The organism is Rhodococcus yunnanensis NBRC 103083, from assembly GCF_001895005.1.
Taxonomy (GTDB): Bacteria; Actinomycetota; Actinomycetes; order Mycobacteriales; family Mycobacteriaceae; genus Rhodococcoides; species Rhodococcoides yunnanense.
In genome coordinates, this window is record NZ_BCXH01000017.1 from 1 (window position 1) to 12,483 (window position 12,483).

At 64.0% G+C, this 12,483-nt stretch carries 12 protein-coding genes and 1 riboswitch; of the genes, 6 read left to right on the forward strand and 6 right to left on the reverse strand.

The annotated features are described in order from the left end of the window. Positions 1–130: 130 nt before the first annotated feature. From qcrB to ctaE, 4 genes are all read right to left on the reverse strand, one after another. On the reverse strand, positions 131–1,912 hold the full coding sequence (qcrB, locus tag RY1_RS22600; protein ID WP_072806306.1) for a cytochrome bc1 complex cytochrome b subunit: 1,782 nt from the start codon (positions 1,910–1,912) through the stop codon (positions 131–133). After that, positions 1,909–3,114: a cytochrome bc1 complex Rieske iron-sulfur subunit gene (qcrA, locus tag RY1_RS22605; RefSeq protein WP_371829501.1), complete on the reverse strand. Its 1,206-nt coding sequence runs from the start codon at positions 3,112–3,114 to the stop codon at positions 1,909–1,911. The genes qcrB and qcrA overlap by 4 nt, the downstream gene beginning before the upstream one ends. Beyond that, positions 3,111–3,989, reverse strand: a complete 879-nt coding sequence (gene qcrC / locus RY1_RS22610; protein WP_072806308.1) for a cytochrome bc1 complex diheme cytochrome c subunit — start codon at positions 3,987–3,989, stop codon at positions 3,111–3,113. The genes qcrA and qcrC overlap by 4 nt, the downstream gene beginning before the upstream one ends. A gap of 101 nt (positions 3,990–4,090) precedes the next feature. Further along, positions 4,091–4,702, reverse strand: coding sequence for an aa3-type cytochrome oxidase subunit III (gene ctaE / locus RY1_RS22615; RefSeq protein ID WP_072806309.1), 612 nt, complete (start codon positions 4,700–4,702; stop codon positions 4,091–4,093). A 151-nt stretch (positions 4,703–4,853) separates the two neighbouring features. On the opposite strand from ctaE, the gene RY1_RS22620 reads away from it, so the two are divergent. Together RY1_RS22620 and trpD are read left to right on the forward strand one after the other, a co-directional pair. Further along, a complete protein-coding gene (locus RY1_RS22620) occupies positions 4,854–5,339 on the forward strand; it encodes a hypothetical protein (protein WP_174565451.1) in 486 nt (161 codons plus the stop codon). 59 nt (positions 5,340–5,398) lie between these two features. Beyond that, positions 5,399–6,472: an anthranilate phosphoribosyltransferase gene (trpD, locus tag RY1_RS22625; protein ID WP_072806311.1), complete on the forward strand. Its 1,074-nt coding sequence runs from the start codon at positions 5,399–5,401 to the stop codon at positions 6,470–6,472. A 2-nt stretch (positions 6,473–6,474) separates the two neighbouring features. On the opposite strand, the gene RY1_RS22630 is transcribed toward trpD, so the two are convergent. Both RY1_RS22630 and RY1_RS22635 read right to left on the reverse strand, forming a co-directional pair. Beyond that, a complete protein-coding gene (locus tag RY1_RS22630) occupies positions 6,475–6,750 on the reverse strand; it encodes an Lrp/AsnC family transcriptional regulator (protein ID WP_072806312.1) in 276 nt (91 codons plus the stop codon). Between the two features lie 54 nt (positions 6,751–6,804). After that, entirely contained in the window at positions 6,805–8,535 is a 1,731-nt protein-coding gene (locus tag RY1_RS22635) for a DEDD exonuclease domain-containing protein (RefSeq protein ID WP_072806313.1), read from the reverse strand. A 141-nt stretch (positions 8,536–8,676) separates the two neighbouring features. Between RY1_RS22635 and RY1_RS22640 the strand changes: the two genes are divergently transcribed. The 4 genes from RY1_RS22640 to RY1_RS22655 all read left to right on the forward strand — a co-directional run bounded on the left by RY1_RS22640 (position 8,677) and on the right by RY1_RS22655 (position 12,481). Further along, positions 8,677–8,958 carry a hypothetical protein gene (locus tag RY1_RS22640; protein WP_072806314.1) on the forward strand — a complete coding sequence of 94 codons (282 nt, stop codon included), beginning with the start codon at positions 8,677–8,679 and terminating at the stop codon, positions 8,956–8,958. 115 nt (positions 8,959–9,073) lie between these two features. After that, positions 9,074–9,236, forward strand: a riboswitch (cyclic di-AMP (ydaO/yuaA leader). 17 nt (positions 9,237–9,253) lie between these two features. Then, on the forward strand, positions 9,254–9,811 hold the full coding sequence (locus tag RY1_RS22645) for a C40 family peptidase (protein ID WP_072806315.1): 558 nt from the start codon (positions 9,254–9,256) through the stop codon (positions 9,809–9,811). A 353-nt stretch (positions 9,812–10,164) separates the two neighbouring features. Beyond that, complete coding sequence (locus RY1_RS22650; protein WP_174565453.1) at positions 10,165–11,178, forward strand: C40 family peptidase; 1,014 nt, start codon at positions 10,165–10,167, stop codon at positions 11,176–11,178. Further along, on the forward strand, positions 11,162–12,481 hold the full coding sequence (locus tag RY1_RS22655; protein ID WP_245819875.1) for a peptidase MA family metallohydrolase: 1,320 nt from the start codon (positions 11,162–11,164) through the stop codon (positions 12,479–12,481). The genes RY1_RS22650 and RY1_RS22655 overlap by 17 nt, the downstream gene beginning before the upstream one ends. The last annotated feature ends 2 nt before the right edge of the window (positions 12,482–12,483 follow it).

The window sequence follows — 12,483 nt, forward strand, 5'->3', positions numbered from 1 at the left end:
GGGGGATGCGGTGTGCGTGGCCGCCGAGGCTCAGGGTGGGGGAGGGGAGGGTCGGCGTACTAGGGGTGCGGACGAAGCAAAAGAGGGCAACACCCGAATGGGTGCCGCCCTCTTTTCGTTCTGAAACTGTCTAGTGCTCGCTCTCACTGTCCTGGTGTGCAGGGGAGTGATCGCTTGCGCCGTTGCCACTGGACAGATCGTTGGATTCATGTCCGTTCGAGCTGTGGCCCTTCGACCCGCTGCCGTTCGAACCATTGCCGTTCGATCCGTGACCATTGGACCCATGGCCGTTGGTCGAACCGTTGCTGGTCTGGTAGGTCTTCAGCATCTTCAGCTGCTCTACCTCGCCGTGGTGCAAGGCCTCTTCGAGTGCCTTGCTCTCCGCTACCGGGTCGGGGCGGAAGATCGAACCGGAACCGGGCTTGCCGGCAGATCCGAGCTTGTTCATCTTCTTCGGGAGCGCTGCACCCTGGTAGTCGAGCGGGATCGGGTGACCGTGATCGTCGACCGGTCCGAGTGGCTGATGAATCTCGACGTACTGGCCGTGCGGCAGACGCTTGATGATGCCGGTCTCGATTCCGTGATCGAGGACTGCACGGTCACTGCGCTGGAGGCCGATGCAGAACCGGTACGCAACGAAGTACGCGATGGGCGGCAGTACGAGCATGCCGATTCGGCCGATCCACGTCATGGCGTTCAACGAGATGTCGAACTTGTACGCCACGATGTCGTTGACACACGAGATGGTCAACACGATGTAGAACGCCAGGACCATCGCGCCGATTGCGGTACGGACCGGGACGTCGCGGGGGCGCTGGAGCAGGTTGTGGTGCGCACGGTCCCCGGTCAGACGCTTCTCGATCCAGGGGTACGCGATCATCACGGTGAAGACGAGACCCATGATCAGCGCGACGGCGAACACGGCAGGGATCGTGTATCGACCCGCAATGTAGATGTCCCAGGCCGGCCACAGACGAGCGAGACCGTCGGTCCACATCATGTAGAAGTCGGGCTGTGATCCAGCCGAGACCTGCGCTGGGTTGTACGGGCCGAGGTTCCAGATCGGGTTGATCTGGAACAGACCGCCCATGAGTGCAAGCACGCCGAACGTGACGGCGAAGAACGCGCCGGACTTCACAGCGAACACAGGGAGGATTCGGACGCCGACGACGTTGGTCTCGGTGCGGCCGGGTCCGGGGAACTGCGTGTGCTTCTGGTACCAGACCAACGCCAGGTGAGCTGCGATCAACGCGAGGATGATGGCAGGCAGCAGCAGGACGTGTGCAACGTACAGGCGCGGAATGATGATGGTGCCGGGGAAGTCGCCGTCGAAGACCATCCAGTGCAACCAGGTTCCGATCACCGGGATGCTCATCGAGATGCCGGAGAACGCCGCTCGAAGGCCGGTGCCCGAGAGCAGGTCGTCGGGAAGCGAGTAACCGAAGAAGCCCTCGAACATCGCCAGGATCAGCAGAAGGCAACCGATGACCCAGTTGGCCTCACGCGGACGACGGAATGCTCCGGTGAAGAAGATGCGGAGCATGTGCACGATGATCGAGCAGGCGAACATGAGCGCTGCCCAGTGGTGAATCTGTCGCATGAACAGACCGCCGCGGACCTCGAACGAGATGTTCAGCGCGGTTTCGTAAGCACGAGACATCGATACGCCACGGAGTGGTTCGTAGATGCCGTTGTACTCGACCTCGCTGAGGGAGGGGTCGAAGAACAACGTCAGGAACACACCCGAGATCAGCAGGATGATGAAGCTGTACAGCGCGATCTCACCGAGGAGGAAAGACCAGTGCGTCGGGAAGACCTTGTTGATCTGGCGACGTATACCCGGTGCCAGGTGGTAACGACTGTCTACGTCGTCAGCCTGCTTGGCAGCGAGGGCTTGCAGTGAAGGGCTCATGATTCGCTCTCCGCTTCGGTGTTCGGGCGGCGCTCCCAGAAGGCAGGTCCGAGGGCTTCGATGAAGTCTCCGCTGGCAACGAGGAATCCTTCTTCGTTGACCGTGATCGGCAGCTGCGGCAGAGCACGAGCGGCCGGACCGAAGATCGGCTTGCAGTATTCGAGTGCGTTGAACTGCGACTGGTGGCAGGGGCACAGGATGCGGTTGGTCTGCTGCTCGTACAACGACGTCGGGCAACCGAGGTGGGTGCAGATCTTCGAGTAACCGAAGTAGTCGCCGTAGTTGAAGCTTTCCTGGCCCTTGCGCTTGATGACCTTGGCCGTGTCCTCGGAACGGAGACGGATGAGCATCACCGAGTTACGGATACCACGCAGCGACGCGAGCAACGCATGATCGTCGTCGCGGTCGGCCTCGCGGAACGGGAACACGGTTTCCATGGCTCCGGCATCCATATCCTCGGGGCGCACCAACACGACGTCGTGGGGACGTCCGGTGTCACGCCGAAGGTAGATCGTCTCCCCAGGGTAGCGCGGAGTCCAGCCGGAAACCCAGAGCGGAGACTTGTCGCCTTCTGCCCACGGGTTCTTGATCAGACCGCCGAGCGGAAGAATGGCCATGATTCCGAGGGCGCCGCCGCCGAAGAACAGCGAACGCTTGATGACCTTGCGACGACCGATGGTCGACGTGGCGAGCGAATCGCCGAGCTCGGCGACGACCGTCTGGCGGTCGACCTCCGAGGATTGACCGTCGTGGCGGTCCTGGATGGAGACCTCTTCAGGGATGAACTTCTTGGTGAACTGCACCGCGCCGACGCCTACGCCGAGAATCGCCAGACCCATGGTCAGACCGATCAGCGGTGTGTAGAGCGTGTACAGGCCGTAGTTCTCCTCTCCCATGCCCGCGTACTCCCACGGCCAGAAGAGGTAGATCCCGATGAATGCCACTGCCGATACACCGGAGAGCGCGAACCAGAACGCGACGTTGCGCTCGGCGCGCTTCTCGGCGCGGGTGCCTGTGACGGCCCAGCGATCGCGGCGGTAGGCAACATCGACGTGGTCGAGGTTGGTTCCCAGCTCGACGAGCTGGTCGCGCGTCATTCCGGCGAGTTCCTCGTCGGTGTACTTCTTGTTCACGTCCACCTTGTCGACTTTCGTGCTGTCGGCGTGGCCACTGTCGGTACGCCCGGAATCAGCATCGCTCATGACCTTGATCCGATCCATAGTGTTGCGCCGACGACAGCAGCGATTCCGACTACCCAGATTGCGATTGCTTCGGTACCGGGACCGAAGCCGCCCAGACCCCAACCGCCGGGTGCGGTCGTTTCCTGCGCCGATTTCACGTACGAGATGATGTCGATCTTCTCTTCCTGCGTCAGCTGACGGTCGGAGAATTTCGGCATGTTCTGCGGCCCGGTGAGCATTGCCGCGTAGATCTGCTGCTCGCTGGCGGGTCCGAGTGGGGGAGCGAACTTGCCCGAGGACAGTGCGCCTCCCTCGCCGGTGAAGTTGTGGCACGAGGCGCAGTTCAACCGGAAGAGTTCGCTGCCGCGAGCGATGTCGCCGCCGGTGAGCGAGGACTGTGCGATGTCACCGTTGCTGTCGCGGATGACCGTCGGTCCTCCGCCGTTCGCCTGGATGTATGCGCCGAGTGCGTCGATCTGCTTGTCGTCGAACTTCGGTGGCTTACGCATGATCTGAGCCTCGTTGCGCACCGCCGGCATACGCCCTGACGAGACCTGGAAGTACACCGCAGCTTCGCCGACGCCGATGAGGCTGGGTCCGCGGTCCTGTACGCCCTGCAGGTTCACGCCGTGGCACGTGACGCACGAGGTGTCGTAGAGCTGCTTGCCTTCGCGGATCAAGGCGGCCGAATCCTGATCGGCCGTCGCCACCTGCGGTGTCGGTGTCAGAGCAGAAGCGAGGAATCCCGCGCTGATGAGTCCCATCATGAGTACGAGGGCGCCGGTCACGCGTCGACGCACCTTGCGCTGACGTCGGCTCTTGATGGCCGATGGTGATCCTGCCGAGGCGGATCCGTTGGTGCTGTCACCGGATGCTGCTGGGGGAGATGAACTCATCTTCTATCCCTTGTCGTGTCGGGACGGACTGAACGTCGGGGGCTGATACCGAACGTCCGCTGCGGTTGACGAAGTGAAAACACTGAAACTGCGTTCGTGCATCAGCGGATGAAGTAGATGGTCGCGAACAGTGCGATCCAGACGATGTCGACGAAGTGCCAGTAGTAGGAGACGACGATCGCGGCGGTTGCCTGAGCAGGCGTGAACTTGCTGACCAAGGTTCTGGTGATCAGGAACACGAATGCGATCAATCCGCCGATGACGTGGAGTCCGTGGAAACCGGTCGTGATGTAGAAGACCGATCCGTAGACACTCGACGACAGCGTCGTGCCCTCGTGCACCAGGTGGTAGTACTCGTACCCCTGGCCGGCAACGAAGAACGCGCCCATGAACAGGGTGATGATGTACCAGCGTCGCAACCCGAAGACGTCACCGCGCTCGGCGGCGAACACACCGAGCTGGCAGGTGAACGACGACGCGATCAACACGGCGGTCACCGGCACGGCGAGCGCAAGGTTGAGCTCGGTCGGTTCTGGTGGCCAGTTGCCGTTGGCTTGCGCCCGTGCGACGAAATACATCGCGAAAAGTCCAGCGAAGAACATGAGTTCGCTGGACAACCACACAATCGTGCCGACGCTGACCATATTGGGGCGGTTCAGCGAGTGCACGCGTTGGGTGATTGCCGATCCTTGAGTCCCTACAGCGCTCGTCACAGAAAGAAGTATGACTGGCCGTAGTACCGAACGCATACCCGGGTCCGGTGTTGGCGCGTCGCGAACTGGACGACCGTCGACGGCAGCACTCGCGGGCCAGGTCGAACCGGGTGAGTGGGCTCGAGATCCGGTGTCGTGGAAGGCTTGCCTCATGGCAACGAACGATGGCGCAGGTTGGTTCCGGCGTCTGTTTTCGCGCTCGAAATCGATTCCGCTCGACCCCACGCAGGGCGATTTGGTGGTAGTCGCGTACTCGTACGACGACGCCGAGTCCTGTTCGGCGGCTCTGGCTCGCGGTGCCGACGACGGCGGATGGGTCGCGGAGGCCGAAGCCGTGCTTCGGCACCATCTGATTCTCCCGTCGGACACGGTCGGGGATGCGGCGTCGATCGCCGCACAGGATGGATACGCGCTGACCGACCCGGCGGCGATAGTCGTCCACGCCGAACCTGTGCCCGTCCATCGGCCGGTCGTCGAGGGCGGGGTGTCGGTGACACTGCAACGAGTGCAGGTGGTCGACGCGCTGCATTGCTCTCAGGAACGGTCGAGGATGGCGGGTTTGGCGCAGCGGCGAGGCGGCATCGTGCTGGGTTGGGATGCACTGCAACCTGCATCCGGCCCGGACCTGGACGTCTGACTAAGCTTTCGACGCACGTTGTGGGTCCAAGTCGTCAGTCCAGGAAGGCACGGGAGAACATGACCGAACCGAAGACCGGCGAGGCACAGCGGACGTGGAAGTCGATACTCGGCGCACTGACGTCCTCGAAGGATCTCTCGGCTGCCGATACCGGCTGGGCGATGGACGAGATCATGTCCGACAACGCCACCGCGGCACAGATCGCCGCTTTCGGGGTCGCCTTGAAGATGAAGGGTCCGACCTCGGCCGAGGTGCGGGGTCTCGCGGACTCGATGTTGGCCCACGCGAGCCTCGTGGACAGCGAACCGGATGCGGTCGATGTCGTCGGGACCGGCGGCGACGGCGCGGACACCGTCAACATCTCGACGATGGCGGCGATCGTCGTTGCTGCTGCAGGGGCGCCGGTTGTGAAACACGGCAACAGGGCCGCGTCGTCGCGCAGTGGCACCACCGATGTCCTCGAGGCGCTTGGAGTGAAGTTCGGCCTCGGCCCCGCGGGCGTTGCGCAGAGCGTTCGTGACGTCGGGATCGGATTCTGCTTCGCTCCCGTCTATCACCCTGCGCTGCGATTCGCCGGTCCACCGCGCAAGGAAATCGGAATTCCGACGGTCTTCAACGTGCTGGGTCCCCTGACGAACCCGGGCAGACCTCGTGCAGGCCTGATCGGTTGCGCGTTCGAAACGCTGGCTCCCGTTGTTGCAGGAGTATTCGCTGAGCGAGGGACGAGCGCCCTCGTCGTCCGGGGCGACGACGGATTGGACGAGATCACCTTGTCGTCGACGACCACGGTGCACGTGGTCTCGAACGGCGATGTGACGGTGACACAGATCGATCCACGAGACTTCGGGTTCGATCTGGTGCCGATCGGCGCACTGCGGGGCGGGAATGCCGAATACAACGCCGGTGTCGCACGTGCGGTCTTCGGCGGGGAAACCGGGCCTGTCCGTGACGCTGTCCTGCTCAATGCGGCTGCTGCACTGACTGCGCACGACGGCATTGCGGGCGGAGTCGACGCGAAGGAGCTGGTGACATCGATGGCCGGAGGGCTCGAGCGCGCGATACGTGCAGTGGATTCCGGTGCCGCAACCGATCTGCTCGCACGCTGGGTCGCCAGGTCAAACGAGTTGGAGTAGTCCTACTCGCCGATCGAGAAGCCTGCTTCCACGTCCGCGCTCGAATACGACTGGAACGCGATGTGGGTTGCCGTGTTCACTACACCAGGCACCTTGTTGATGCGGCCTGTCACGACCTCGGCGATCTCTTGGTGGTCGCGGACCTTGACGATCGCGATGAGATCCACATCGCCTGCGCACGAATAGACTTCGGTCACACCTGCGACGTCGGCGACGGCCTGAGCCGTCTCCGGGATGGCACGGGCTTCGGCGTCGATCATGACGATTGCGTTGATCACGGGGTTCCTTCACGATCGGTGACACGGCACGCGGGTACGTGACGAACGACAAGCTTAAAGGGCGCGCCGCGCGGGGACCTCGTGTGCGGTGTGTTCGCGTCGCGAGATGTCGCGCGCGGCGGCGCACCACTGTTTCCAGCTCCCTGCGGCGTGGACGGGTTCGAAGTACCCGTCGGTGGTCCGCACTATCCGAACCCCGTCCGTGTCCAGCCAGCGCGCGATGAGGCCCACCTCCTCCGGCGATGCGCCCCGAAGCGGAGTCGAGTCGGGGACGACCGTCTCGGCGGCGGCAGTGATCGCGTCCACGACGGGCATCGGATGTACGCGGCGCGGCGCCACGGCTGCGCCGGTCAGCCTGCCGTGTCGAATCACCGCCAGTTCCCAGCCGCCCTCCGCGGTGCGCCGCGCGACGACCAGTTCGGCGATCGCGGCTACTGCGGCAAGGCGGTGCATCCGGGCGAGCATGTCCGCGAGAACGGCGAGACGGTCCCGCAAACGAGCCGCGGATTCGAACAGCTCGGACTCGGCCAACTGCGTGACCCTCGACAGCGCAGCCTGCAGTGCGGAATCGTCGGTGCCTGCCGCCAACGCCATGAACTTCGCCGGGAACGACGCGTAGTCCTCGGCCGACAGAAGTCCGGCTTCGGCAGCGGCGCAGCCTCCCACCGCGGTGGGCGGGCAGTCGGCTCCGTGCATCGCCGATCTCGGAATACGCCGAGTGCAGGTGCGAATCGAACAGAATTCTGCGATCAGGGCAGCCGCGTCGGCCGCGTCGGCTCGGGCGGCGAACGGACCGAGTGATCCGATGGCAGGTGTCCGAACCACCGACAACCTGGGGAAGGCCTCGACGGTGGCAGTGATCCACCATCCCTTCTTCGGAAACTTCGACCGCCGGTTGTAGGGCGGGATGTGCGCGCTCAGAAGCCTCAGCTCGCGTACTCCGGCTTCGAGTCCGTGTGCACACTCCACATGGGCGACGTCGACGGCCAACGACACCATCTCCTTCATCCGCCCGCGGGTCTCCGAGCCGGTGAAGTAGTTGCGGACGCGGCGTTGCAGATTGGTCGACGTACCGACGTACAGAACCTCGTTGCCGGGTCCCTTGAACAGGTAGACCCCAGGCGATCTCGGTAGTCCAGCGGCAAGATGACGCTTCGCTCGTTGGCCGGACGAGACGTTCGGCAAGTAGTCGACGAGCTCCGCGTAGCTGTGCACCCCTTGGTTTCCGACGCGCTCGATGAGGGCATGCAGCACGTCGACGGTGGCGCGGGCGTCGTCGAGAGCCCGGTGCGTCGGTTGCGTACTCACCTCGAAGAGCGTGGACAGCGCGGACAGCTTGACCGACGGTGCTTCGTCGCGGGTGAGAACGCGACGCGCGAGTTTGACGGTGCACAGGACCGAGAACGAGGGCCAGGCGATGTCCATGCGGCTTGCTGCGGCGCGCAGAAAGCCGGTGTCGAAGCGTGCGTTGTGTGCGACCAGCACGCTTCCGCGAGCGAACTCGAGGAATGCCGGTAAGACGCGTTCGATTCTCGGCGCTCCGATCAGCATTGCCGTCGTGATCCCGGTCAGCTCGACGATGTACGGGGGAATGGAGCGGCCGGGATCGACGAGTGTCGCGAACTCGGCGATCACCTCGCCGCCTCGAATCTTGACCGCACCGATCTCGGTGATCGCCTCCGTGTCGGCGCTGCCCCCCGTCGTCTCCAGGTCGACGACGACGAACGTGGTCTGGTGCAGTGGTGTGTCCAGTTCGTCGAAACTGAGTTGGATCGGAAGGCTCACAAGATCTGGACGCTAGACGCGAGCACCGACAGGTCTCGCCCGCACGGACAGGGCGCGGCAGATTCCTGTCGGAGGCCGCCGCTAGGTTTCGCTCGTATCGGCCGAATTCGGCTCCGCTTCGAGGAAAGAGACGAGGATCACATGATTGTCGACTGCGGTGATTGCAAGGTCCGAGATGTCGCCTGCGGGGACTGTGTCGTCACGGTCCTTCTCGGGGCGCCGGGATGGCCCGCCAGGGGCGGTGTGGGTTCCGGCGCGGGGACGCCGAAAATCGACATCGACCAGGAAGAACTCGGAGCAATCGGTGTGCTCGCCGATGTCGGTCTCGTGCCACGCCTGCGGCTGGTGGTCGACGACGGTTCACCGGCCCGAAGCGGTTCGTTACCGTCTCGTGATCAGAGCGCCGATCAGCGTGCGGTCTAGTCGAAATCCGAACTATTCGGGGCCGTACGGCGCGTTGGGGTCGACACAAGGGGATGCCGTTTCGTAACCTTCCTGAGACCTTGCGGAGTCTCGCCAATCCACACCGGAGCGGCGTCGCAAGTCACCGCCTAATCGGGCACTCGTGAGAGTGGCCGTACCGGGAACCCGATTTCCACTGGGGTGAATCCCGCCGAACCGCACATGCGAGCCGGTGGGTAGGGCTGATCTTCCCAGCCCGAACCCGTCAGCTAACTCGGTCGGCGGATGAGTGGAAGAAACGGAGCAAAACCCTCTCGTGGCGTCACATACTTCAACCCGTTCATTGCGTCGAATCCTCGTAGCCGGCGCGATCACAGCCGGCGCGGTCATCCTGCCCGCTGCCCCCGCACTTGCGGCCCCCATCACCATCCCCGGTGTCGGTACCTTCGAAATCCCCGACATTCCGGGCCTTCCCCCGCTGCCTGCCGTTCCGGGTCTTCCCGCGCTGCCTGCGCCTGCTGCACCTCAGGTGACTCCGGCTGCCAAGGCAGTGCAGGCTGCCGAGTCCAAGATCGGCGCCCCGTACGTGTACGGCGCATCGGGACCGGACTCGTTCGATTGCTCCGGTCTCGTCCAGTGGGCATACAAGCAGGCAGGCATCAGCCTCCCGCGTACGAGCTACGACCAGGCTTCGGCGGGCGTGGCGGTGTCGCAGTCCGACTTGCAACCCGGTGACGTCATCTCCTTCTACGGCGGATCGCACTCGGGAATCTACGCAGGTAACGGCAACGTCATCCATGCGTCGACGTCCGGTGTTCCGGTCAAGATCGCGCCGGTGGCGTCGATGCCGTACGACGGAGCTCGTCGCTACTGATTCGATGATCTACGGACGAGCAGCATCAGGTCAGGGCCGTGCAGGTCCGCCGCCTGATGCTGCTTTGTCGTTGTGTAGTTCGTGTCGGGGCACCGAGGTGCAACGGCGAATGGACACCGCGAACGAGGTTCCGTAGCCTAACGAAGTTGCTTCGTCCGTCCGTTATGGACCAGCGGTACGGAAATCTCCCGAAATACCGGCGTCAATCTTGCCCATTGTGCTGTACCGATGGGTAGGGTTCGTTTTCGAATCGTTACCGCCGCCTGTATCGGTGGACCACCGTAAGAACGGAGAGTCACTTTCTCGTGGCGACACCGACAGCCTCACGCGTCACCCGCTCCAAGCGCACGGTCATGGCCGCTGCTGCACTCGCTGCGTGCCTACTGGCCGGACCGACGGCCGTTGCGCACGCACAACCCGAGATCGGTAGCGCCTCCGACGCGCAGACCCGATTGGCGGACCTCTCACGCGAATCCGAGCAGACCACCGAGGCGCTGCACAATGCGCAGATCGACCTCGACGCCAAAACGGCAGCACAGAAAGAGGCAGAAGCCTCCGTCGAAGCACACCGCAGTGCGCTCGACGTCGCCGAGGCAGCACTCACGCAGCTGAAGCCATCGATCGACAAAGTCGCCAACGTCAACTATCAGGGTGGCCGGACCAACCGTCTCTTTGCAGTCATGGTCAGTGATTCGCCGCAGCAGCTCCTCGACCAGATGTCGGCCCTCGATGTCATATCGGCCGAGACCGCCCGTCAGGTCGAACAGTTCAAGCAGGCCACCTCGGATGCCGCGGCGGCCGAGCTGGCCGCTCGACAGGCGGCCGATCAGGCCAAGACCGCTGCCGAACAGGCGAAGATGGTCAGCGACGATCTACAGGGCAAACAGAGTGAACTGCAGGGGCAGATGGCCGAGGTCATGGCCGCATTCAGTGCCCTGTCCAGCACCGAGCAGAGCGCACTCGCCGGGACGCCGTTGCCGCCCGGCTTCGACCTCTCGAAGATTCTCTCGAACCTGATTCCAGGATCGGGCTCGGGCGCGCTGCAGGCAGGAATGACGCAGATCGGAAAGCCATACGTCTGGGGTGCAACCGGACCCGACGGATTCGATTGCTCGGGTCTGGTCGTATGGGCGTACAAGCAGGTAGGAAAAACGCTGCCCCGATCCAGCCAGGCCCAGGCAGCAGGCGGAACTCCGGTGGACCAGAAGGATCTGCAACCGGGCGACGTCGTGTTGTTCTACCCCGACGCCTCGCACGTCGGCCTGTATGCAGGCAACGGAAATGTGCTGCACGCATCCACTTTCGGAGTTCCGGTCAAGGTTCAGTCGATGGCGTCCTTCCCGTACTACGGTGCGCGTCGCTACTGATCACACGCCGACGGTGACGCGGCAGCGCCGTGCTGCGTCCGTACTTGCAATCCTGCTGCTGGCTGCGTGCAGTGTGCCGAACGTCGCCGTCGACCCACCACCGCCGAGCAATCCTTACGAGAGCGAGCGCCGCGCGGCCGTCGAGACGCTTCTGCACGACTGGGCCGACGCAGTGCGGTCCAGCGACAGTGCAGCATTGACCGCTCTGACGGATTCAGCTGCACCGCCAGGGTTCCTGCAGCAACAGATCGATCGATCCGTCCAGGTGGCTGCGTCTCCGCTGGCGGACTGGGGATACGAACTGGTCGACGAGCCCGAGACTCCGGTTCCGTCCGAGGTCGCCGAACCGCTGAACGCAACCGATGTGTGGGCGCCCTCGGTGGTGCTGAGATACGCGATACAGGGCGCCGACGATCTACCTACCCGTAGACCGGTGTCGCTGCTGGTCGCCGAGAGAGACGGCCGGTGGAGGCTCGTCTCCGATTCCGACATCGCCGGGATCGACCGGCACACGTGGCGAGGGCCGTGGGACTTCGGATCCGTCACGTCGTCGAACGCCCAGACCTCCGGTGGTGCCTCGGTCGTCGTCGGACATCCGGAACAGGCGACACTGATGTCCGCGATCGTCGACGAACTACCTGCCGCGGTCGATGCGGTGTCCGACTTCTGGGGTGAGGAGTGGGCGCGCAAGGCCGTGATCTTCACGGCAGGCTCACCGGCCGAGTTCGTCGCCTCCGTCGGTACGGCAGCCGCGGGTGCCGACGCCGCGGCGGTGACCATTTCCGATCTCGTGGTGCCGGATCGGCCGGTCAGCGGTCAGCGCGTCGTCTTCGGTCCGACCGCATCCGAGCGACTGACCGAGTTCACGACGCGTTCGGTGCTGAGACACGAACTGACGCATGTCGCGACACGGTCGAACACCGTCGACGGGTCGCCGATGTGGATGCTCGAGGGCATCGCGGACTACTCCGGTTATCGAGGATCCGGTCTGGACCTGGGTCGACTGGCTCCCACTCTCAGCCGGGCAGTTGCCCGAGGTGGACCCCCGACGGTCCTGCCGACAAATGCGGACTTCGCCGCAGGCGGACTCCGCGCGACTCTCGCATACGAGTCGGCGTGGTCCGTCTCGGCGTTCGTTGCTCAGCGGTTCGGTGAGCCCACTCTGCGGGCGCTGTACCTGAAGATCGCGGACGGGCCCAAGAGCGACGGCGAGGTTTCTGCAGTTCTGACCGCAGTCCTCGGACTCGGCATCGGGGACTTCGTCGCCGACTGGGGGGCGTGGGTGGCAGCCGGCGGACGCTGACC